This window comes from Larkinella humicola (assembly GCF_008727875.1).
GTDB lineage: Bacteria > Bacteroidota > Bacteroidia > Cytophagales > Spirosomataceae > Larkinella > Larkinella humicola.
Window position 1 is genome coordinate 573,996 of record NZ_VTWS01000002.1, and the last position, 22,558, is coordinate 596,553.

Below are 22,558 nucleotides of genomic sequence, written 5' to 3' on the forward strand. Positions count from 1 at the left end.
AAGAATGAAGAGTTGGCTGACGCGTTTGGCTGGCGCATTTAACTCTTAACTCTTCACTCTTAATTCTTAACTCATAAGATGAACAATCAGCCCAATAACGATCTCAAATCCAGGCTACTGGCGGATTTCCGAACCTCGGAAGAGCGGATGAACGGAGCCAGCAAGTCGGCTTTGCATCAAATCCGGCGCGAAGCCCTCAACCAGTTCGATCGCCTGGGTTTCCCCACCGTCAAACACGAAGAGTGGAAATATACCAACGTCAATAGCTTAATCAAGGAGGTATTCGAATTCAATGCCCCGTCTGCGATCACGCTGGAAGATCTGGCCCAGTTGGAGTCGTCGCAGCTCAACGGGAACGTTCTCTACTTTGTCAACGGCCAGTATCAGCCCCAGTTGTCGAAGATTGTCAGCCCGGCCGATCAGCTTTCGATCACGACGCTGGCCGAAGCGGTCAAAAATACGCCGGATTTGCTGAATCAGTATTTTGCCAAATACGCTGATTTCCAGGACAATGCTTTCACCGCCCTGAACACGGCTTTTGCCAGCGAAGGCGTGGTGATTCATGTTCCGGCCCATACGACGGTAGAAGCACCGACCATTCTGCGCTTCATTTCCGATGCCCGGCAGATGAACGTGGCTTCGCAACCGCGCAACCTCTTTATTGTCGATCAAAACGCGGAAGTCAAAGTGGCCGAATCGTTCCGAACCCTAGGCGATCAGGCCAGCTTTACCAACGTCGTCACCGAGATCGTGGTGGCCGAAGACGCCCGGATGGAGTATTACAAAATCCAGAACGAATCGGATATGGCCTACCACATCGGCACCACGCAGGTGTATCAGCAAGACCGCAGCCATTTTTATTCGGCTACCGTTACCCTCGACGGCGGTTTTATCCGCAACAACCTCAACATTGCCCTCGACGGTTCCAACTGCGAAGCGCACATGTACGGGTTGTATTTCCCCAATGGCCGCCAGCACATCGACAACCACACGCTGGTGGATCACCGCAAACCGAATTCACACAGCAACGAACTGTATAAAGGAATTCTGGAAGACCGGTCGACGGGGGTCTTCAACGGCAAGATTTTCGTCCGTCAGGATGCCCAGAAAACCAACGCCTACCAGTCGTGCAAAAACGTGGTGCTCTCGAACGATGCCACCATGAACACCAAACCGCAGTTGGAAATTTTCGCCGACGACGTGAAGTGTTCGCACGGTACAACCACTGGAAAACTGAACGAAGAAGCGTTATTTTATCTTCAGTCACGCGGTATTCCGAAAACGGAAGCTCAATCGCTGCTGATGTTCGCCTTTGCGGAAGATGTGATCAAAAAGATCAAAATCGATCCCCTGCGCGAGCAACTGGAACGCCGGATCCAGGCCAAACTCGCACGATAATAAAATTGATTAATATCGAATAATGAATATTGAATACCGAATGTTGAAATGGAAGGGAACAATTACTTCGCTATTCAATATTCGTTATTCAATATTCGATATTACTTTAATTCTTCGCACCATTCCATGTCGCTTCATGTTACTTTCTGACAGATCACTCTGATTTTATGCAAACCGCGACACACGAAATCCTTGATATTGAAGCCATTCGCCGGGATTTTCCGATTCTCGATCAGGTCGTGAACGGTCGGCAACTGGTGTATTTTGATAACGCAGCAACCACCCAGAAACCGCTACCGGTTCTCCACGCCCTGACCCGGTATTACGAAGGCTACAATGCCAACATTCACCGGGGGATTCATACGCTGGCCGAAAAAGCGACGTCGGCCTTTGAAGCGTCGCGCCGGGCCATTCAACAGTTTCTGAACGCAGCCCATGTTGAGGAAATTATCTTTACCTACGGCACTACCGACGGGATCAACCTCGTGGCTCAAACTTACGGACGGCGGTTTTTGAAAGAAGGGGATGAAATCATCATCACGACGATGGAGCATCACTCCAACATCGTTCCCTGGCAGATGCTGTGCGAAGAAAAGGGCTGCATCCTGAAAGTGATTCCCATTGATGACAAGGGTGATCTGATTCTGGAAGAATACGAAAAACTCCTTTCGGAACGCACCAAATTCGTCTCCGCCGTTCATGTTTCGAACGCGATGGGCACCATCAATCCAGTGAAGTTTCTCATCGAAAAAGCGCACGCCGTGGGAGCCAAAGTACTGATCGATGGCGCTCAGGCCAGTTCACACATCGACATCGATGTACAGGCACTGGATGCGGATTTTTACGTCTTTTCGGCCCATAAGCTTTATGGCCCGACCGGGATGGGTGTGCTCTACGGCAAACGGGATATTCTGAATGCCATGCCGCCCTGGCGGGGAGGGGGCGAAATGATCAAGGAAGTCACCTTCGAAAAAACTACTTACAACGATCTGCCGTATAAGTTTGAAGCCGGAACGCCTAACATCGCCGATGTCATCGCGGTGTATGCGGCACTGGAATACATCGAAACGCTTGGCAAGAAAAAGATAGCGGATTACGAACACAGCCTGCTCAACTATGCGACCGAAGCACTCGAAAGCATCGACGGGTTGCGGATCATTGGCCAAAGTGCTGAAAAGATCAGCGTTGTTTCCTTTGTTCTGGACGGGATTCACCACCAGGATACGGGCGTCATTCTGGATCAGCAGGGCATTGCCGTCCGGACAGGTCACCACTGTACGCAGCCGTTGATGCGCCGGTTTAACCTCACGGGAACCACCCGGGCCTCCTTTGCGGTTTACAACACGAAAGAAGAGATTGACCGGCTGGTGCAGGGTTTGCTGCGGGTCAAAAAGATGATGTTGTAGCCATAAAACTCATTTCAAGCATGGTCATGGAAGTAACGCTGAAAAAGAGTCAGGTAATTAACAGTTTTCAGGATTTACCTGAAGACGTTACCGCGAATGATTTGATTGAAAGAATCTTGTTTATCCAGCGCGTTGAACGGGGTTTACAACAGATAGAGAGAGGGGAAGTAGTGGCTCATGAGCAGGTTATGCAGGAACTTAGAGATTTGAAGAAACAGTGATCATCGCCTGGAGTGCTGAAGCAAAAGAAGAAGTCAAAGATATTTATTCATATTTACTTGATGAAGCTCCTATTCTGGCAGATGATTGGGCAAATGAATTAGAAAATAAATTAAATCTGATAACAAGCTTTCCAGAAATGGGAAGAAAGGTGCCCGAGTTCTCTATTTCGTTCATCCGTGAAGTATTTGTTGGACGTTACAGGCTTGTGTATACCTATCAGGACGGTGTCATTAAAGTAGTTGCAATTCGCCCGATGGGTCGACCTTTGGGCAAGTTATAAATATGACCATCAACGAGAAACAGGACGAAATTATCGAAGACTTCGATCTCTTTGACGATCAGCTCGATAAGACGCAATACATCATCGACATCGGCAAGAAACTGCCACCCATGCCGGTGCAGTTCCAGACGGACGAGAACCTGATTCGGGGCTGTCAGTCGAAAGTGTGGCTGCATTCCGAAATGCGGGGCGATACCGTCCATTTCGAAGCCGACAGCGAACCGACCGCCCAAATTAGCAAAGGATTGGTGAGTTTATTGATCCGGATTTTGTCGAATGAAAAAGCCGAAGACATTGCCAACGCCGATTTGTATTTCATCGACCGGATTGGATTGAGTAACTTGGTAACCTCCCGGCGCGCCGGTGGACTAGCTTCCATGATTCAGCAAATGAAGCAGTTTTCGGCGGCACAAGCTGGTAAAAACCGTACGACCGAACAGCCAACGCTATAAAGTAGAAAGTCATGAATGACGAAGAACTCAAAGAACAAGTCGTGAAAGCCCTGAAAGAAGTCTATGATCCGGAAATTCCGGTAGACGTCTACGAATTGGGGTTGATTTACGAAATCAAAATATTTCCGATTAACAACGTCTACATTCTGATGACGCTGACCTCCCCCTCCTGCCCGTCGGCGGGAACCATTCCGGGCGAGATCGAGGCCAAAGTCCGGTCGATTGAAGGCGTCAACGACGTGAGCGTCGAGCTGACATTCGAACCGACCTATTCCACCGAAATGATGTCGGAAGTGGCCAAGCTGGAACTCGGCTTTATGTAACTTGAACGGTTCGATGGTTGTTATGGTTAAAGGGTTGAAAAGGGTTGTATGGTTATAATGGTTGGATAGCTAGCCGTACGACAAACCATTCAGCCATTTCTAATCATCCTTCAACCATCCAACCATTACAGCCATTTAACCATTACAATCATTTACTATACACTTTAAAACTCAATACAATGTATCCTCCACATTTAGTTGCCCCGATGAAGGACGACCTACTCAGCGTCGGTTTCGAGGACCTGAGCACCGCCGAAAAAGTCGATGAGGCCATGGATAATGCCGAAGGCACCATGCTGGTGGTCGTCAACTCGGTCTGCGGTTGCGCGGCTGGTGCGGCTCGTCCCGGCGTTAAGGCGGCTTTAAACCTGAGCGGTATCAAACCCGACAAACTGGTGACGGTTTTTGCCGGCGTCGATTCTGAAGCCACGGCCCGGATGCGTGAGTATCTGCTGCCTTACCCGCCGTCATCACCGGCCATCGGTATTTTCAAAGATGGCGAGTTGGTACACTTTATCGAGCGGCACCACATCGAAGGACGTTCGGCGCAAATGATCGCCCAACACTTGGAAATGGCTTTCGAAGAATTTTGCGAAAAAGCCTGAGAATATCCCTCTGAAATTTGAAGCCGGTAACAACATGTTACCGGCTTTTTTTTGCATCGGTTTTCCAGAATCTCCAAATTGATTAGTTACCAAACATAGGAAATTAGAAACATTTGTTTTTTTTTGTGGCATGAAAATACTCTACTGTCTACCTGTTATTTATACCCTGTTTTCATGGAGTGTTTTTGCCCAGAACTCGCATCCGCATCAAGTCTCTGCCTACACCGAAGTGGGAGCATTTGGCTCAACTGCCGAACGAACGCCGTTCTGGTTAAGGGCCAATCAGTATGGCAGTATTCCTTTATCATCGCCCGGCGGAACACTCCGGGTTGGAATACAGGGCACACTTTTATTAACTGATACCACATCCGTCCGCTCTTTCATCCGTCCGCACCGGGAATGGACATTGTCTTATGCCGCTGAGAGCGTCGGCAATGCTGGAAAAACCAACCAGCTTCTGCTACCGGAAGCCTACATTAAACTGACTCATAAGGGAGTAGAGCTGGTAGCGGGACGTCGGCGGGAAGTCATCGGCCTCGTCGACTCAACCCTTTCTTCCGGTTCCTATAGCTGGTCGGGAAATGCTTTACCCATTCCCAAAATTCAGATCGGCACCCGGGGATTTATTTCTCTTAACAGTTGGCTGGCCCTCAATGCGTTCTTTGCGCACGGGTGGTTTGGTGATACCTGGTACATCAAACGCTCCTTCTTGCACCAAAAATCAATTACCTGGCGAATTGGGAAACCGTCCTGGCGAGCCCGGTTTTATGCTGGCCTTAATCACAATGTCCAATGGGCCGGGCATACCGACCGATTACCAAACAACGCGATTTCGGTGAATGGTCAGATGCCCAACCGCCTGAGTGATTTCCCAAACGTCGTGTTTGCCATCCGCACCAACGGGCTGAACAACGATCGCATCACGAAATTCGATTGGGAAAATATGTACGGCAACCATGTGGGAAGTCTCGATATTGCCGCCGAACTACCCCTTCAAACGTTGTCGGTGTTGCTGTATCACCAGCATTCTTTTGAAGATGCTTCCAGTTTCCTGCTTCAGAATATTCCGGATGGCCTGTATGGCATCAGACTGCGGACGAACCGTTCTTCACCATCCTTTTTTCACCTGGTAGGACTGAATATGGAGTTTTTTTCCACGGTTTTTCAAAGCGGTGATCCGGCGCTCAAAAACCTGCAATTTGGCTGGGGGGGTGACAACAATTTTAATCACGCTCAGTATCAGGAGGGTTGGGTTTACCGAAACCGGGTTATTGGGTCGCCTTTTTTAACCCGTCTGGTGGATGCCAAACCGGAATACCGGATTGGGTATATCGTCAATAACAACCGTGTTAAAATGGCTCATCTGGGAATTCAGGCCACTTTGGCTAACAAAATCGATGTAATGGCCAGGGTTTCGTACAGCGAGAACAAAGGCACATATAATTATCCGTTTCCAAAAACGCTACCGCAATGGTCGTCCGTCCTGCAATTGGGTTTACCGGTATCGTGGCTGGGTGGTTGCTGGCTGACAGCTGCCGTGTCTGTGGATTCGGGCGAACTTTATGAGAATGCCACCGGCGGTTTTATTAGTTTACGAAAACCAATCTGGCAAACGTCTGGCACCCGAATTGCTAAAAAACCGACCGGCTGGCTGTAATCTACCGTGCCACTTTAGCCTGCCCCAGCACCCGCAGCAAATTCCCGCCCCAGATTTTGGCAATGTCCTGTTCGGAATAGCCTTTCCGTACCAGTTCCAGCGTCAGGGATTCAATTTCGCTGACATCCTCCAGACCATTGACGCCCCCGCCCCCGTCAAAATCGCTGCCAATGCCGACGTGGTCGATGCCCACCAGCCGGACAATGTAGTCGATGTGTTTAACGATGTCCGCCACGCTCGCCCGTTCGTAGGCATACCGTTTCTGAATCGAATCTTCTTTGGCATCGAGACGCGTCCGCATTTCCGGCGTTACCACCCGGCCCACACCCGCCATCCGGATGGCATTCAACGCCTGGCGGTGTTCGTCTGACGGTTTTCGGAGGTAATCAGTTACGAAATTTACCTGAATCACGCCACCTTTCGCGGCTAGTGCCTGGATCATTTCGTCGGTCATGTTGCGCGGAAAATTGCAAAGCGCCCGAACGTTGGAGTGAGACGCAATCACCGGTGCTTTCGACAAGGCCAGCACGTCGTAAAACGATTTATCGGAAATATGGGACACATCGATCAGAATGCCGAGCCGGTTCATTTCCGGCACCACTTTTTTTCCAAAATCGCTCAAGCCGTTGTAAAGCGGGCCATCGGGATCGGTCGCGGAGTCGCAAATGGCATTGTTGGCAAAGTGGGCGAGCGTGATGTAGCGGCAACCCAGGTCGTAATAGGTCTTCAGCATTGCCAGATCTTCACCCACCGGATAGCCATTTTCCATTCCGATAAAAACCGCCCGCTTTCCGGCTTTTTTGATGCGGTAGGCATCGGCGGGTGTCGTTGCGAGTTCGGCCAGATCGGGGTGTTTCTTTAAAGCCGCATCGATGCTTTTGAAAATGGCGAGTGCCCGGGCTTTGGCCTCCGCGTGGCCTTCCGGCGTGCGGGGGCCCTGCGCCAGATACACCGCAAAAAACATCGCATCCATCCCGCCTTCTTTCATGCGGGGAAAGTCGATCTGCGACTTGTCGCGCACCCGATCGTGCCGTTCCCCCACGTCAAAACCGTCTTTCACCATGTTAATCGGCGCATCGGCGTGGGTGTCGAGCGTCAATATACGCTGGTGAATTTTATGGGCTTTCCGGGTCAGTCGGTCGGAAGGCAGGAAAAAAACGGCAAGAAGCAGAAATAGGGAAAGAATGGGGTTCATTGACGAGTGGTCTAAATCCCAAGGTAAAAAAGAATCGCTAAATTCGTACTATACGTACCCGTTAAACGACCGGGAAGCCGGTTTGATTCTGATTTATCCGGAACATCCGCTTTCTTTACAACCTGTTTCTTTCAAATTAATCATTCAAAAAATGACCCCAACTGCCCTGATCACCGGCGCCACCTCCGGCATCGGTCTTGCCATTGCAACCGCTTTTTCCAAACTAAACTACCGGCTTATTCTGTGTGGCCGACGGCAGGAACGGCTCGATGAATTGCAACAGACTCTCAGCCCGGATTCAGCGTGTTATACGCTCAACTTCGACGTCCGCGACCGGGCCGCCGTCGAAACCGCCATCGCTTCTTTGCCCGCCGACTGGAAAACCATCGATATGCTGATCAACAACGCCGGCAATGCGCACGGCATGGGGCCGATTCACGAAGGTGATGTAGACGACTGGGATGCAATGATCGACGGCAATGTGAAGGGCTTGCTGTACGTTACAAGGGCGGTTTCGCCGGGCATGGTGGCCAACGGGCGGGGTCATATCGTCAACATCAGCTCCATTGCCGGGAAACAGACCTACGCGAACGGCGGGGTCTATTGTGCCTCAAAAGCCGCCGTCGAAGCCCTGAGCGAAGGAATGCGGCTGGATTTGACCCAATACGGTATTAAAGTAACGAATGTGGCTCCCGGCGCAGTCGAAACCGAGTTTTCGCTGGTTCGTTTCAAAGGCGACGAAACGCGGGCGGCCAAAATCTACGAAGGGTTCTCCCCGCTAACCGCCACCGACATCGCCGATGCCGTCGTATACGCTGTCACCGCCCCACCCCACGTCACCATTGCCGATATGACCATTCTCGCTTCCGCCCAGTCCGCAGCAACGACGATTCACAGGAAGTAATGGTTTGATGGTTAAAGGATGGCTGAATGGCTCTGATGGTTCAAAATGGTTGGGATGGTTAAGCATGGTTAAAGATAGCAGCTAACCATCCAACCATTTTGAACCATCCCAACCATTTTTCAACCATTCAACCATCCAACCATTTTTCAACCTTACTTCAAAATCATACACGTCGAAGTCGCGTGGGCGTAGAGTTTGCCCTGCGCGTCTTCCACCCGCGCTTCGGCCGTGGCAACGCTGCGACCGACGTGGATGACGGTTCCGGTGCAGATGAGCTTACCGGTTTTGGCCGTCACGGGCCGCACCAGATTCACTTTCAGTTCAAGGGTGGTGTAGCCGACGCCAGCCGCCAGTTTGGTGTGAATGGCGCACCCCATGGCCGAATCACAGAGGGTGCTCAACAAACCGCCGTGTACCACGCCAATCGGGTTGTAATGAAATTCGGACGGGATCACGGAAAAAACCGCCTTGCCATCTTCCATGGATACCGGGTCAAAATCCAGCGTCTGGCAAATGGGCGGAAGCGGATTGATGCCGTCCTGAATGCTTTGTAAATACTCCAGTCCGGACATGGTTTTGGCGGCCTGTGCGCCCTGCATGGGATCCTCCCAGTTATACGATCGTTCTCTTTCGTCTGCTGCCATTGGGTACGTAAAAAATATAGTTAATTAGTTAATTGCAAGGCCTTTCCGCGTCAAAACCGTTCTTTTCAGGATTGAAAAATACCGGCCAGAACGCCTTCTTTCAACGAATAGGTCGACACCCGGATCTGCTGAATCCCGTAGGCACGCAGCACGTAATCGATCAGGCAGACACCCACCACAATCATATCGACGCGCAACTCGATCATGCCCGGCAATTGCATCCGTTCTGCGTGGTTGCGGGTCAGCAATAATTCATAAGACCGGTAAAATTCGCGGATCGACAACTCAAAAGCCGTCTGGCTTTCGTCTGGTAAATGGCCTTTTTCGTGCATGAATTGCAGGTCGACCAGCGTATCGAACGAACCCGACGAACCCACCAGCACGACGGGCGCGTATTGGTGAACGGCATTCGTGAGCGGCAACAATTGTTCCTGAAAATAGCGGTTCAACCGATTGACCGCCGTCGGGCTGATCGGATCGGTATCCATAAACCGCTCCAGCAACCGTTGCCCGCCGATTTCGAAACTTTGTTTCCAGTAAACCCGTCGCTCCGTACACAAAATAAATTCGACGCTGCCGCCACCGATGTCGATCACCAGCGCCATTTTTTCGTCCAGCGCGCCCGCAGCCCGCACCCCGGCATAAATATAACCCGCTTCTTCGTCGCCCGAAATGGTGCGGATGACAATCCCGGTTTCCTGCCGAATCCGGTCAATAAACGCCGATTGGTTTCCTGCGTTGCGGATGGCGCTGGTACCGATGGCAACGACGTCTTTGGGCGAAACCTGGTGCCTGTCAAGCACATCCCGAAAATACCGCAAAACCGTTAACGCCCGCTCGGTGGCTTCGTCGGTGATAAGGCCCTGATTGATACCGGATTTCCCAATCTTCGTTGGTCGGCTTTCCCGAAAAAGCGTCCGCCCCGCGTCCGTAATCATCAAATGAAAAGTATTGGTTCCGAGGTCAATAACGGCTTGTTTCATGGAATGGATGGATTGAATGGTTGTTGATGGCTAAAACTGGTTAAATGGTTAAATGGACACCAGCCATTTTAACCATTTAACCATCAACAACCATTTAACCATTCGACCATTTCGTTGTTAATCATTTCGTGCAAAACTATTGGTTTTTTCCTTCTGGAAACATACCTTTGCAATCCGTTTGGTATCAGAAAATTAACGAATTGCAGGATATGCTTATCATAAACGTCAAAGAAAACGAGTCAATTGACAAAGCCCTCAAGCGCTTTAAGAAAAAATTTGAAAAAACCGGCGTATTGCGCGCTCTGCGTTCCCGGACTGCTTTCCAGAAACCGTCGATCAAACGTCGTCAGGAAATTCTGAAAGCGGTGTACCGTGAAAAAATGTACGGCAGCAATAGTGAAGTATAGTCTGTAGTAAAAGCACCGACGACAGCATGGGTTGGCAGTAGGCATTCGCTTACTGCTTTTTTTATGGTATCTTGTTGTGTATTCTGACTCTCAACGCTCTATGGTTTCGACTTTCCTTGAACACATCCGCTACGAGAAACGCCTGAGCCATCATACCCTGACGGCGTATCGCATTGACATCGACCAGTTTCAGGCTTATCTGAAAAGCCAGTACGAACTGGACCAACCCGAAAACGCGACTTTTCACATGATTCGTTCCTGGATTGTGAGCCTGGTCGAAAGCGGGCTGGATAAAACGTCAGTCAACCGGAAAATTGCCACACTCCGGAGTTTTTTCGGGTTTATGCTTCGCCGGAAAGCCATTGCCACCGACCCGATGCTGAAAGTTTCGGCGCTGAAAACCAGCAAAAAAATCCCGGTTTTTGTCGAAGAAAAACCGATGGAAACCTTGCTGGACGACGTCGATTTCCCGGATGATTTCAAGGGATTGCGCGACAAACTGGTGCTGGAACTCCTCTACGGTACCGGCATCCGGCTCGCCGAACTGGTGGGGCTGAAAACCGCCGACGTCAATCTGTACGAAAAAACCATCACGGTGTTGGGCAAGCGCAACAAACACCGGATCATTCCCGTGCCAAACCCGCTGTTCGCTCTGATTCAGCAGTACCAGCAAACGAAAGAAGCCGAATTCGGCACCAATGCCGACCCGGTTTTTCTGATTTTGAGCGACCAGGGTGTTAAATCGTACCCGGTTCTGATTCAGCGGATTGTAAAGCGGTATCTGGGTTTGGTAACGACCCTGGAAAAGAAAAGTCCGCACGTGCTGCGCCACACTTACGCCACCCATCTGCTCAACCGGGGCGCCGACTTGAACGCCATCAAGGACTTACTGGGTCACAGCAGCCTGGCCGCGACGCAGATCTATACGCACACGACGATCGATAAATTGAAGAAAGCGTATAATCAGGCCCATCCAAAGGCCGGGTAAGTTGGCAGTCGTCAATCTGCTTACTACTTTTACGGCATGAATTCGCCCGCACTTTCCGACACCCTCCTCGACCTGATCCGGCAGCAGCCCGACGCCGAAAAAGCCGTTGCCTACCTGACCCAGCAAGCCGACGCCTACCGGAACCAGCCCACCACAGCGGTTTTCTACCGCGTTTTTACCGCCATTCCGCGGTTCGTCGGCAAACAAACCATTCGCATTTCGCCCGAGCAGGCGCAGGAAATCCAGTCTTTACGGAACGGTTTTACTGTCGAAGGCTGGTCACTCGACCGGCTGGCGCGGGTGTGGTGGCTGCTCCAATTGCCTGCCGATGATCCGGCGGTGTATGTCAGCACCATCGAAAACCTGTTCAAAGCGGCTGAAATGAACGAACTGGCGGCCTTGTATTCGGCCATTCCGGTCCTGTCTTTTCCTGAACACTGGCGGTTTCAGGCCACCGAGGGCGTTCGGAGCAACATGAGTCCGGTGCAGGATGCGCTCATGCTCCAAAATCCGTATCCGGCCGAGCAACTGGACGAACCCGCCTGGAACCAACTGGTGATGAAGGCTTTCTTCTGCGACAAACCGGTAGAAGAAATCCTCGGTTTTGAGAAACGCACCAATGAAACGCTGGCGCGCATCGCCGTCGACTACGCTCACGAACGCCGGGCGGCCGGACGCACCATTCCCCCGCAACTCTGGACACTGGTAAAACCGTTCGTAACCGAAGCCAACCGGGCCGAACTGGAGGGTTTGCTACGAACCCACGGGGCGGCTGGCGCCCCTGTTTAGTCTTTAATGGGTCATCCCTACGGGATTTTTTCACCCAATCCCGTAGGGATGGTCAATTAAGGGCTTACAACCAGCGATACGACAATCCCAGCGAAAACAGCAAATTCGTGCTGTTTTTCAACTCGTTGTAGTTGAAAAAGACGTGCTGGTACTGCGCCTGAATTTCTCCGCCCAGGTTGTTATTTTTTCCAAACTGAAACTTGGCCCCAATGGCCGGAGCGACCGCACCCCGAACGCCGGTTTTCTGATCCACCAGCGTGCCGTAATACCGGGCATAATCGACGTAAGCCCCACCGGCACCCAGTTGGAGGTACGGACGAAAAACCGAGTTGATGTCGTTCAGGTATACCGAACCAATCGCCAGCAGCGGAATGGTGGTCAGCGCCCGGGTTTGCACCGCCGAGATGTCGGTTCCGTCTTCAAACGAAAAAACCTGACGCGGCAACCGCTCCGAAACATACTGCTGCCCGATCCGCGCGCCCACCGAAAACCGCCCCGGAAACATCGCTTCGACGGCAACGGCAAAATTACGGTTTCCCACCTTGTCGATGAAGTTCTGCTGGCTGCCCTGAGGGAGCCCTACCCCGTAAAAAACCGTAGCCCGACCCGATACAAACCGCTCGTAGAGGGTTTTATTAAACTCGATGTCCCGCTCTTTTTGTTCCTGATTCGTTTGAGCCGCTGCTCCCAGGGCCCAGAGGATGCCCATAAGACTCCATATGATTTTCGTATTCATAACTGTTTTTTTGATGAAAGAGGATAGACAAGAGATGAAAGACGGGATCGTCCTGATTGTCTTTTCTCTCTTGTCTATCCTCTATTGTCTTTACTGATTAGCCCGCAGGTAAGCCGACTGGTCGAACACGTTGGTAATGATGGAATCGACCGAAGCGGCATCGAAAATACCGGTGCCGCGAATCTGGGCCTGCCAGATGACGTTCAACTCCTGACTGGCGGTATTCGCATTCTTCAAATCGATCAGTTGAATCAGCCAGTAGGTGTCGCTTACCTCGTAGAACGAATAATAATTGGGGTAATAGGGGTTGAAGCCCCCAAAACCGCCCAAACCGCCGTAGCCCCAGTAATCGAGGTAATAAGGCGAAAAGGGCATGGAGGAGACTCCTACATAACTGTTATTAACCCGCATCACGGCGACGCCCAGATCGGCGCTATCGCTCCGGCTCACCCGCTGATAACCACGGCTGGTGAGCGTTTGGGCCAGACGATCCAGAAACGGCTGCTCAATCCCCGTCATGGAGAGTTGCTGCCGGTCGTTGCTGACTTCTACCACCGAATCCGGCAAACTAAACGTTTTATAATTGGCAAAATTGACCGAACGGTCGTGATTGGTAATAAAGACCTGGCTCTCTTCGGGCGTCAGGTCGTCGAGGGGGTCGGGTCGGCAGGAACTGACTCCACTTCCTATGCCTCCACAAATGCCCACCCACAGCAGAATCCGAAATACAGTTTTCATAGGTTACTGAATTTGCCTTATACTTAATTAACGATAAACGCACCGCATCTATTTAACGAAATGGGGATGGCTGCGGTTTTTAATAGTATTCTAATGGCTCAAAACCGGTTTTCGGAGCCCCGGAATCAGAATCGTTCTCCCGGTCACTTGCAACTGGATGACTACCCAACTAACTTTGCTTTTTAAAGCCGATACACTCATGAGTTTTTTAGATACAGTACGCGGGATGAAGTTTTTTGACATGCACGTCCACATGACGTCCCGCACCACCGACGATTACCAGGCGATGGCCGACGCCGGGATTGTGGCCGTGATCGAACCGGCCTTCTGGCTCGGGCAGCCGCGCACGGGCGTCGATTCGTTCCGCGATTATTTTGCCAGCCTCGTGGGTTGGGAACGGTTTCGGGCGTCGCAGTTTGGCATCCGGCACTACTGCACCATCGGTTTGAACTCCAAAGAAGCCAACAACGAGGCTCTGGCCGAGCAGGTAATGGAAATTCTGCCGCTGTTTATCTACAAAGAAGGCGTCGTGGGCGTGGGCGAAATTGGTTTCGACGACCAGACGCCCGCCGAAGAAAAATACTACCGCGCGCAATTGGATCTGGCCAAAGAAGCCGGTTTGCCGGTGCAGATTCACACGCCCCACCGCGATAAAAAGCAGGGCACCAGCCGCAGCATGGACATTGCGCTCGAACACGGTCTGGACCCCGGCATGGTGATTGTCGATCACAACAACGAAGAAACCGTGAAGGAAGTCCTGGATCGCGGTTTCTGGGCTGGTTTTACGATTTATCCGTTCACCAAGATGGGCAACGAGCGCATGGTGGAAGTGGTGAAACAATATGGCCCGGAACGCATCATGATCAACTCGGCGGCCGACTGGGGCATCAGCGATCCCCTGGCGTTGCCGAAAACCGCATCCCTGATGAAGGAACGCGGCATTTCCGACGAAACCATCCGCCTGGTCACCTTCGAAAACGCCGTGACGGCTTTTGCCCAGAGCGGCCAGATCAGCCTCGCCGACTTCGAACAACCCATCGACATCGACCAGAGCCAGCGCTACAATGGTAGTTCGGTGCTGCGCGGAGGACAAGCGCCCAGGGTGGATAAATCATCAACGATTATTAAGTAAATGATGGATGATGAATGATGAACGATGAATTTGGCTGACGCACATGCAATTCATCGTTCATCATTCATCATCCATCATTCAAAAACATGCTCCTCCCGCTTCTTCGCCTAACTCGCCCTGCCAACCTCATCACCTCTGTTGCCGATGTCATGGCGGGAATGGCTATTGCCGGCTATTACATGATTCCTGATGCCGATCCGGGGCCGGTGGGTTGGCTTTGCCTGTCGACGGTCGGCTTATATGGCGGGGGCGTGGTGTTCAACGACGTTTTCGATGCCGAACTCGATGCCGTCGAGCGACCGGAACGGCCCATTCCAAGCGGGCAGGTGAGCCTGGGACAGGCAACTTTACTGGGAAGTGTATTATTGCTGATCGGGATGGTAGCCGCCTGGATGGTGAACCCAACAGCGGGCGGGCTGGCCATTGCAATTAGCGTTGCATCGCTCGTTTACGACAAGTTTGGAAAACACAATGCCATCATCGGGCCGCTGAACATGGGCCTGTGCCGGGGGCTGAATCTGGTACTGGGTATCAGTGTTCTGCCCGATCAGGTGCCGCTGTGGGCCTCGCTGGGCGTGATTCCGATTGTCTACATTGCCGCCATTACGATGATCAGCCGGGGCGAAGTACATGGTGGAAAACCCATGGTTCTCAGGGTGGCCGGTTTGCTGTATGGACTCGTGATCGGCTGCATCGGTGCCATTGCCCAGCAGCAACACCAATTAGGAACGGCCATTCCGTTTCTTTTACTGTTTGGCTTCTTTATTTTTCCGCCCCTCTGGCAAGCCATTCGCGAACCAACGGGCCGAAACATCGGCATGGCGGTTAAATCGGGAGTGTTGTCGCTGATTGTCATGAATGCCGCGTGGGTGGCCGCTTTTGCCTCGTTCCCGCTGGCGATGCTTGTGGCTTGCCTGTTGCCGTTGTCGCGGCTGCTGGCCAAAGTATTTGCGGTGACGTAACCGAACGGTTCCGGCCAAACTCTTGTTTTAGAAGACAAACCGTTAGTTTGGTTGTTTATTATCTATTGCCCCACCCCCTGAAGGGGGCTTCATGCAATTGAAAAAGTCCCCTTCAGGGGGTGGGGGCAGTTCAATCAGTAACTATACATTCTATTAACTTTGTGTCCTAAGGAATGAATACCCTTCACCAGTCATTCAACGTTCAGTTTACCTACGACGTTTACTTTTCCGATCGTTTGTTCGAAAGTGCCAATCTCACCTTACTGGAATTTCTGAAAAAACGCCATTCCGAAGGGTTTCGCAAAAAAATATTATTCATTCTGGATGAAGGGGTTACCACCAGCCATCCCGGTTTACCGGAACAAATCAAAGCCTATTTTGCCCCGATTTCGATGGTTGATCTTGTCCCCGATTTACTCGTTATACCCGGTGGTGAAGGTGCCAAAAACGATCCGGCGCTGGTTGATCGGCTCATCGAGGCCGTGGATCGCTACGGCATCGACCGTCATTCCTACGTGATTGCCATCGGGGGCGGTTCAGTGCTCGATCTGGTGGGCTATGTGGCCGCGATTTCGCACCGGGGCATCCGCCACATCCGGATTCCAACGACGGTTCTGTCGCAAAATGATTCGGGCATCGGGGTTAAAAACGGTGTTAATTACCGGGGGAAAAAGAACTTCCTGGGTTCGTTTGCCCCACCGGTTGCGGTTTTCAACGACACTGAGTTTTTGAAAACGCTCGACGACCGCGACTGGCGGGCGGGCATTTCGGAAGCCATCAAAGTCGCCCTGATCAAGGACCAACCGTTTTTTGAATGGCTGGAAACGAACGCTGAAAAACTGGCCGCCCGCGATCTGGACGCCATGCAATACCTGATTCACCGCTGCGCCGAGTTGCACCTCGACCACATTGCCAGTGGAGACCCCTTCGAAATGGGTTCGTCGCGCCCGCTGGATTTTGGACACTGGAGTGCACACAAACTCGAACAACTCACTGATTTTGAGATTCGTCATGGCGAAGCCGTTGCCATCGGCATTGCCCTCGACAGCCTCTATTCGCAACGACTGGGCTGGCTCAGCGAAACCGACACCCACCGCATTCTGCACCTGGAACGAACCCTCGGTTTTACGTTATTCCACCCCGCTCTCGACGGTGACGGTGTTCTGAAAGGGCTGAATGAATTCCGGGAACACCTCGGCGGCCAACTGACGATCATGCTGCTGAAAGCCATTGGCAAAGGCGTGGAAGTACACGAAATGGACACGGAGCTGATTCGCGAAGCGATCGGTATTTTAAAAGAAAACGAAATTCAGCCCGCATGAAAACCCCGCTGGGACACCTCGGTTATTGTACGAACATTCACGCCGGTGAGCACTGGGCGGATCATTTTATCGCGCTGCAACACGCCATTCCAACGATCAAACAGAAGCTTTCGCCCGATGCACCCTTCGGTATTGGCCTGCGATTGTCCAACATCGCCAGCGTGGAACTCACGCAGCCCGAGCGGCTGAAGGAGTTTCAGAACTGGCTGACCGACAACGACTGCTACGTTTTTACAATGAACGGTTTCCCGTATGGCGGTTTTCACAACACCCGCGTCAAAGACCAGGTTCACGCCCCCGACTGGCGAACACCCGAACGGGTTGACTACACCATCCGGCTTTTTCGGCTGCTGACGGCACTGCTGCCCATCAACATGGCGGGCGGCATTACGGAAGCCGGGATTTCCACCTCACCCCTCTCCTACCGATACTGGTTTCAATGGAATAACCGGGATGAGCGCGATCTGGCGTTTGAAGCCACTACGCAACGGCTGATGACGGTTGTGGAAGAACTGGTTCGGATCAAACAAGCCGAAGGCATCAGTCTCCACCTCGACCTCGAACCCGAACCGGATGGTTTGCTGGAAACCGGCGACGAGTTTATCGAATGGTTCAATCTGTATCTGCTCCCCATTGGCCTCGAACGGCTCAACGATGAGTTTGGCCTATCGGCGGGGGAAGCGGAAGCGGCTCTGCGCGAACACGTACAATTGTGCTACGACGTTTGTCACTTTGCCGTTGGCTACGAACGCCCGGAAGAAGTCCTTAAAAAGCTAAAGGACAATGACCTGAAAGTCGGCAAAATCCAGATCAGCGCGGCTTTGAAAGCGACTTTTCCAGTGGAAGAAAACAGCCGGGAAGCGGTTCTGGATCAATTCCGGCAGTTCAACGAACCCACGTATCTGCATCAGGTCGTCGCGCGGGATTCGAACGGCGACCTGATGCGGTTTCCGGATTTGCCCGAAGCTTTGCTGGCCTTCGATGCGAGTCACGTCGAGTGGCGGTCGCATTTCCACGTTCCGCTTTTCGTTGCGGATTACGGTTTGCTGCAATCGACGCAGGAGGATATTACGGAAGTGCTTCGGTTACAGAAAGAAAACCCGTTTACACAGCAACTGGAAGTCGAAACCTATACTTGGGAAGTGTTGCCGGAAGACATGAAACTGCGGTTGAATGATTCGATTGGGCGGGAACTGGAATGGGTATTAAAGGAAATATTAAATGTAAAATGATGAATATCAAATGTAAAGGTGCTGGATTGAGAAATACTTTTACATTTAATATTCATCATTTTACATTCAGTATGCAATAGTATTGCTCTCCATCATTAGCAATGAAAAAAACCGTAGTAATCGACGTGGTGGGCTTATCAGCCGCTTTGATTGGTGACCATACCCCTTTCCTGAAACAATGGGTGGAAGGAAAGCAGCTTTCCAGCATCGAGCCGATGTTGCCCGCTGTCACGACCTCGGTGCAATCGACCTACGTAACGGGAAAATGGCCCACCGAGACCGGGATTGTTGGCAACGGCTGGTATGACCGCACCGAATGTGAAGTCAAATTCTGGAAACAGTCGAACAAACTGGTTGGTGGCGAAAAAATCTGGGAACGCGCCCGGCAACTCGATCCGTCGTTTACGGTTTCCAAGATGTTCTGGTGGTACAACATGTATTCATCCGCCGACTTTTCAGTAACACCCCGCCCCCAATACCACGCCGACGGTGTCAAAGCACCCGATTGCTACAGCCAACCCGCCGACCTGCGCGACCGGCTTCAGGAAGCACTCGGCACCTTTCCGCTGTTCAGTTTCTGGGGACCCAACGCCAACATCAAATCGACCCGCTGGATTGCCGACGCGTCGCTGCTCGTCGACCGCTGGCACAACCCGACGCTGACGCTCATTTATTTGCCGCACCTGGATTACTGCCTGCAAAAATTCGGAAAAGATTTCAGCAAAATATCGAAAGAACTGCACGAAATCGATGACGTCTGCAAGGACTTGATTCAGCACTATGAACGGCAAAACGCCGAGATTATCCTTTTGTCGGAATACGGCATTACGAACGTCAGCCAGCCGATCCACCTGAACCGCCTGTTGCGGGAAGCCGGGCTGATTCAGGTTCGGGTCGAACAAGGGCTGGAATTGCTCGATGCGGGCGCGTCACGGGCTTTTGCTGCTGCCGACCATCAGATTGCCCACGTCTACATCAACGACCCGTCCTGTGCTGCTCAGGTGCGTTCGATTCTGGAGAAAACACCGGGTGTGGAACTGGTGCTGGATGAAGCCGGGAAAAAGAAGTACCACCTTGATCACGAGCGTTCGGGCGATTTCGTCGTCATGGCCGACGCCAAAAGCTGGTTCACCTATTACTATTGGACGGACGACGCCAAAGCCCCGGATTACGCCCGGCTGGTCGATATTCACCGAAAACCGGGTTATGATCCGGTCGAGATGTTTATGGACCCGGCCAACCCGATGATCAAACTCAAAGCCGGGTATAAACTGATGCGCAAAAAGCTCGGCTTCCGGTATCTGATGAACGTCATTCCGCTGGATGCCACGCTAATCAAAGGATCACACGGGCGGGTGGGCACCCAGCCCGCCGATCACCCGGTTTTTGTGTCGACCCGTCCGGGCCAGGCGAGTGCAAAACCGATACCGGCCATTGACGTTTACGATAAAATCTGGGAAGCCCTGACGGCGGAAATACCCCAAAAGACGGCCTGATATACAACCCTTTACCAAAACCAGAAGCCGACTGTTTCCGAACAGCCGGCTTTTTTCATAGCCCGTTCGATAACAGAATCCAGTCAAAAGGTCGGGGATTCTGTTGTTGAGTTAGTAGACAAAAGAGATGAGATGTGAGATCAGAGGGGCAGAATGCTATTGAAATCATCAACCGTTGTCTTTCTTCTCTCATCTCACCTCTTTTGTCTGCCTACGCTTTCTGATTTACTCAACAACGCAAGAAACGGTATGGAAACTAAAATTCCACCCCAGCACCAGGCTGTCCAGCCCGGTCTGGAAAGTGAACTCAATCCGCAGCCGAAAGTGATTCGGTACACCTACGTTGGGTCGGGGAAACTGAAAGACAAAGTGGCGTTGATTACGGGAGGTGACAGCGGAATTGGCCGGGCCGTCGCCGTCCATTTCGCCCGTGAAGGAGCCGACGTAGCCATTGCCTACACGCAGCGCGAAGAAAATGATGCGCAAAAAACCCGGGATCTGGTGAAAGCCGAGGGGCGGCAGTGCCTGCTTATACCCGGCGATCTGCGCGATCCGTCCTACTGCGAACAACTGGTCGAAGATACCGTCCGGCGGTTTGGCAAGCTCAACATTCTGGTGAACAATGCCGCCCTGCAACTCCAGCACGAACGGTTTGAAGACATGACCGACGACGATCTGGTCAACACCTTCGAAATCAACATCTATTCGTTTTTTCGGGTCACCCGGGCCGCCGTGAAACACCTGCACGAAGGCGACAGCATTATCAATACGACATCCGTAACGGCTTTTCAGGGCCGCGCCGATTTGCCGGAATATTCGGCCACGAAAGGCGCGATCATGAGTTTTACCCGCGCGTTGTCGTCCAACCTGGCGAAGAAGAAAATTCGGGTGAACGGTGTGGCCCCCGGCCCCATCTGGACGCCCCTGAATCCGGCATCGGTTCCGGCGGAGGAGGTGGCTCAGTTTGGCAAGGATGTGCCGATGAAACGCCCCGGCCAACCCAGTGAAGTGGCACCAGCGTATGTCTATCTGGCATCGTTCGATGCCAGTTACGTCACCGGTCAGACGATCCACCCCAACGGCGGAACCATTATAAACGCCTGAACCAAAACCTTCAAAAGCTATGAATCTGGAACTTGAAACACCACCCCAGCACCAGGAAGCGCAACCGGGTCTGGAAAACGAGATGCATCCGCAGCCGATTTACATCCAGGATTCGTACGTCGGCACGGGAAAGCTGGAGAATAAAATAGCCCTCATAACGGGGGGCGACAGTGGTATTGGCCGGGCCGTTGCTGTGCATTTTGCGCGCGAAGGGGCTGACCTGGCTCTTGTTCATCACCCGCGGGAACAGGAAGACGCCCAAAAGACCAAATCGCTGGTCGAAGCCGAAGGACAACGTTGTTTGTTAATCGCTGGTGACCTCAGAAATCCCTCATTTATCAGACAATTAGTGGATCGGGTCATCGGTGAATATCACCACATTAATATCCTGGTGAATAACGCAGCCAACCACGTCGAGCAGCACGAATTTACCGACATTACGGATCAGCAGTTGACCGAAACGTTTGAACTCAACATTCTGGCGATTTTCCGGCTGACCAAACTGGCGTTGCCCTATATGAATGCCTACGACTGCATCATCAATACGACCTCCGTGGTTTCGTACCGGGGCAGCAAGGCGCTGATTGATTATGCGTCTACGAAAGGGGCCGTAACGGCTTTCACGCGCTCTTTATCGCAACATTTGGTGGAGCGGAACATCCGTGTCAACGCCGTAGCCCCCGGCCCCATCTGGACGCCCCTGATCGTGTCAACCAAAACGGAAGAGGAAGTCGCCGAGTTTGGCAAAGACACGCCCCTGGAGCGGGTCGGGCAACCGGCGGAAGTAGCCCCCGCCTTTGTTTTTTTGGCTTCTGAAGATGCGTCTTACATCACCGGCCAGGTCATGCACGTCAACGGCGGTGAGGTAGTCAATTCCTGAAAGCTACTAAAAGTAGCCAAAAAGGGCCAATTGCCCTGATTTTCCAGACGACGTAATTAGACAATAAAAAGAATCTTTGTGTCGGTCTGATTGGGGGTTGGTACGATAAGTGTTGGTTGTGAGTCGTGAAGTAGCATTCGTACAGTTTCGGACAATATACTGAGTTGGATATTTCTTTCAGCCTATTGACTCTGTCAAATGGTTTTCCAAACTTAGGTAGTCCGTGGGTTCTTTGTTTAACTTTTAAACCATGTGACACGTATGAGAATTCAAATTCATTGCGTCCATTTTACAGCAGACCAAAAGTTGCTGGACTTCATTCAGAAGAAGCTTGACAAATTAGAAACCTTCAACGACCGGATTATCAGCGGTGAAGTGTATTTGAGGTTAGAGGGAAGCGATACCAACAAAGTCAAACAGAAAATTTTCGAGGTTAAACTGTTTTTGCCCGGCGACTCCATTTTTGTCCGCCAGCAGGGTACCACGTTTGAGGAAGCAACCGACGTGGTGATCGATACGCTCAAAAACAAGTTGAAACGCCATAAAGATAAACAGCGAAGTATTTCCGCCCAGCAGATCAATGAGTCGACCGACCTCGTTGAAGCGGACACCGTTAACGAAGACATCGAATATTAACCGATACATTTCAACGAAAAAAGCCGCCCTAACAAGGCGGCTTTTTTGTATCTATCGATTTTAGCCC

General features: G+C 51.8%; 25 protein-coding genes. 20 read left to right on the forward strand and 5 right to left on the reverse strand.

Annotated features, from left to right (window positions below; all coding sequences use genetic code 11):
• Nucleotides 1-78 precede the first annotated feature (78 nt).
• The 8 genes from sufD (at nucleotide 79) to F0P93_RS10325 (ending at nucleotide 6,343) form a co-directional block, all read left to right on the forward strand.
• Nucleotides 79-1,398 (forward strand): Fe-S cluster assembly protein SufD, encoded by a 1,320-nt coding sequence (gene sufD / locus F0P93_RS10290; RefSeq protein ID WP_150876262.1) that lies wholly within the window; start codon nucleotides 79-81, stop codon nucleotides 1,396-1,398.
• A gap of 167 nt (nucleotides 1,399-1,565) precedes the next feature.
• Nucleotides 1,566-2,804: a cysteine desulfurase gene (locus F0P93_RS10295; RefSeq protein WP_150876263.1), complete on the forward strand. Its 1,239-nt coding sequence runs from the start codon at nucleotides 1,566-1,568 to the stop codon at nucleotides 2,802-2,804.
• Between the two features lie 26 nt (nucleotides 2,805-2,830).
• Nucleotides 2,831-3,025, forward strand: coding sequence for a hypothetical protein (locus F0P93_RS10300; RefSeq protein ID WP_150876264.1), 195 nt, complete (start codon nucleotides 2,831-2,833; stop codon nucleotides 3,023-3,025).
• Nucleotides 3,022-3,306 (forward strand): type II toxin-antitoxin system RelE/ParE family toxin, encoded by a 285-nt coding sequence (locus F0P93_RS10305; RefSeq protein WP_150876265.1) that lies wholly within the window; start codon nucleotides 3,022-3,024, stop codon nucleotides 3,304-3,306. Before F0P93_RS10300 ends, F0P93_RS10305 begins: the two co-directional genes overlap by 4 nt.
• Before the next feature lie 2 nt (nucleotides 3,307-3,308).
• Entirely contained in the window at nucleotides 3,309-3,758 is a 450-nt protein-coding gene (locus tag F0P93_RS10310) for a SufE family protein (RefSeq protein ID WP_150876266.1), read from the forward strand.
• 11 nt (nucleotides 3,759-3,769) lie between these two features.
• Nucleotides 3,770-4,081: a DUF59 domain-containing protein gene (locus F0P93_RS10315; protein WP_138989839.1), complete on the forward strand. Its 312-nt coding sequence runs from the start codon at nucleotides 3,770-3,772 to the stop codon at nucleotides 4,079-4,081.
• Nucleotides 4,082-4,260: 179 nt separating this feature from the next.
• Nucleotides 4,261-4,686, forward strand: coding sequence for a BrxA/BrxB family bacilliredoxin (locus tag F0P93_RS10320; protein ID WP_150876267.1), 426 nt, complete (start codon nucleotides 4,261-4,263; stop codon nucleotides 4,684-4,686).
• A gap of 130 nt (nucleotides 4,687-4,816) precedes the next feature.
• Nucleotides 4,817-6,343 carry a capsule assembly Wzi family protein gene (locus tag F0P93_RS10325; protein WP_150876268.1) on the forward strand — a complete coding sequence of 509 codons (1,527 nt, stop codon included), beginning with the start codon at nucleotides 4,817-4,819 and terminating at the stop codon, nucleotides 6,341-6,343.
• A gap of 1 nt (nucleotide 6,344) precedes the next feature.
• On the opposite strand, the gene F0P93_RS10330 is transcribed toward F0P93_RS10325, so the two are convergent.
• Nucleotides 6,345-7,538 (reverse strand): dipeptidase, encoded by a 1,194-nt coding sequence (locus tag F0P93_RS10330; protein WP_150876269.1) that lies wholly within the window; start codon nucleotides 7,536-7,538, stop codon nucleotides 6,345-6,347.
• Between the two features lie 151 nt (nucleotides 7,539-7,689).
• Here F0P93_RS10330 and F0P93_RS10335 point away from each other — a divergent pair, with 151 nt between their 5' ends.
• A complete protein-coding gene (locus F0P93_RS10335) occupies nucleotides 7,690-8,442 on the forward strand; it encodes an SDR family NAD(P)-dependent oxidoreductase (protein ID WP_150876270.1) in 753 nt (250 codons plus the stop codon).
• 152 nt (nucleotides 8,443-8,594) lie between these two features.
• On the opposite strand, the gene F0P93_RS10340 is transcribed toward F0P93_RS10335, so the two are convergent.
• Both F0P93_RS10340 and F0P93_RS10345 read right to left on the reverse strand, forming a co-directional pair.
• Nucleotides 8,595-9,086, reverse strand: coding sequence for a PaaI family thioesterase (locus F0P93_RS10340; protein WP_150876271.1), 492 nt, complete (start codon nucleotides 9,084-9,086; stop codon nucleotides 8,595-8,597).
• Between the two features lie 65 nt (nucleotides 9,087-9,151).
• Nucleotides 9,152-10,069, reverse strand: a complete 918-nt coding sequence (locus F0P93_RS10345; protein WP_150876272.1) for a Ppx/GppA phosphatase family protein — start codon at nucleotides 10,067-10,069, stop codon at nucleotides 9,152-9,154.
• 209 nt (nucleotides 10,070-10,278) lie between these two features.
• Between F0P93_RS10345 and rpsU the strand changes: the two genes are divergently transcribed.
• The 3 genes from rpsU to F0P93_RS10360 all read left to right on the forward strand — a co-directional run bounded on the left by rpsU (nucleotide 10,279) and on the right by F0P93_RS10360 (nucleotide 12,253).
• Entirely contained in the window at nucleotides 10,279-10,476 is a 198-nt protein-coding gene (gene rpsU / locus F0P93_RS10350) for a 30S ribosomal protein S21 (protein WP_114404259.1), read from the forward strand.
• 100 nt (nucleotides 10,477-10,576) lie between these two features.
• Nucleotides 10,577-11,464, forward strand: a complete 888-nt coding sequence (locus tag F0P93_RS10355; RefSeq protein WP_150876273.1) for a tyrosine-type recombinase/integrase — start codon at nucleotides 10,577-10,579, stop codon at nucleotides 11,462-11,464.
• Nucleotides 11,465-11,500: 36 nt separating this feature from the next.
• Nucleotides 11,501-12,253, forward strand: a complete 753-nt coding sequence (locus tag F0P93_RS10360) for an EboA domain-containing protein (RefSeq protein WP_191908771.1) — start codon at nucleotides 11,501-11,503, stop codon at nucleotides 12,251-12,253.
• Between the two features lie 64 nt (nucleotides 12,254-12,317).
• Here F0P93_RS10360 and F0P93_RS10365 read toward each other — a convergent pair whose 3' ends face one another.
• Together F0P93_RS10365 and F0P93_RS10370 are read right to left on the reverse strand one after the other, a co-directional pair.
• A complete protein-coding gene (locus F0P93_RS10365) occupies nucleotides 12,318-12,962 on the reverse strand; it encodes a porin family protein (protein WP_150876274.1) in 645 nt (214 codons plus the stop codon).
• Between the two features lie 117 nt (nucleotides 12,963-13,079).
• The gene (locus tag F0P93_RS10370) at nucleotides 13,080-13,727 is read right to left on the reverse strand and encodes a DUF4136 domain-containing protein (RefSeq protein WP_150876275.1); all 648 of its coding nucleotides are present in this window, start codon (nucleotides 13,725-13,727) and stop codon (nucleotides 13,080-13,082) included.
• A 199-nt stretch (nucleotides 13,728-13,926) separates the two neighbouring features.
• Between F0P93_RS10370 and F0P93_RS10375 the strand changes: the two genes are divergently transcribed.
• From F0P93_RS10375 to F0P93_RS10410, 8 genes are all read left to right on the forward strand, one after another.
• On the forward strand, nucleotides 13,927-14,859 hold the full coding sequence (locus F0P93_RS10375; protein ID WP_150876276.1) for a TatD family hydrolase: 933 nt from the start codon (nucleotides 13,927-13,929) through the stop codon (nucleotides 14,857-14,859).
• Between the two features lie 86 nt (nucleotides 14,860-14,945).
• Nucleotides 14,946-15,821: a UbiA-like protein EboC gene (gene eboC, locus F0P93_RS10380; RefSeq protein WP_150876277.1), complete on the forward strand. Its 876-nt coding sequence runs from the start codon at nucleotides 14,946-14,948 to the stop codon at nucleotides 15,819-15,821.
• Nucleotides 15,822-15,994: 173 nt separating this feature from the next.
• On the forward strand, nucleotides 15,995-17,143 hold the full coding sequence (locus tag F0P93_RS10385; RefSeq protein ID WP_150876278.1) for a 3-dehydroquinate synthase: 1,149 nt from the start codon (nucleotides 15,995-15,997) through the stop codon (nucleotides 17,141-17,143).
• Nucleotides 17,140-18,375: a metabolite traffic protein EboE gene (gene eboE / locus F0P93_RS10390; RefSeq protein WP_150876279.1), complete on the forward strand. Its 1,236-nt coding sequence runs from the start codon at nucleotides 17,140-17,142 to the stop codon at nucleotides 18,373-18,375. Before F0P93_RS10385 ends, eboE begins: the two co-directional genes overlap by 4 nt.
• Before the next feature lie 101 nt (nucleotides 18,376-18,476).
• Nucleotides 18,477-19,871 carry an alkaline phosphatase family protein gene (locus tag F0P93_RS10395; RefSeq protein WP_150876280.1) on the forward strand — a complete coding sequence of 465 codons (1,395 nt, stop codon included), beginning with the start codon at nucleotides 18,477-18,479 and terminating at the stop codon, nucleotides 19,869-19,871.
• Between the two features lie 153 nt (nucleotides 19,872-20,024).
• Nucleotides 20,025-20,975, forward strand: coding sequence for an SDR family oxidoreductase (locus F0P93_RS10400; protein WP_255472054.1), 951 nt, complete (start codon nucleotides 20,025-20,027; stop codon nucleotides 20,973-20,975).
• Between the two features lie 19 nt (nucleotides 20,976-20,994).
• Complete coding sequence (locus tag F0P93_RS10405; protein WP_150876282.1) at nucleotides 20,995-21,855, forward strand: SDR family oxidoreductase; 861 nt, start codon at nucleotides 20,995-20,997, stop codon at nucleotides 21,853-21,855.
• 261 nt (nucleotides 21,856-22,116) lie between these two features.
• Complete coding sequence (locus F0P93_RS10410; RefSeq protein WP_138989852.1) at nucleotides 22,117-22,491, forward strand: HPF/RaiA family ribosome-associated protein; 375 nt, start codon at nucleotides 22,117-22,119, stop codon at nucleotides 22,489-22,491.
• Nucleotides 22,492-22,558 lie beyond the last annotated feature (67 nt).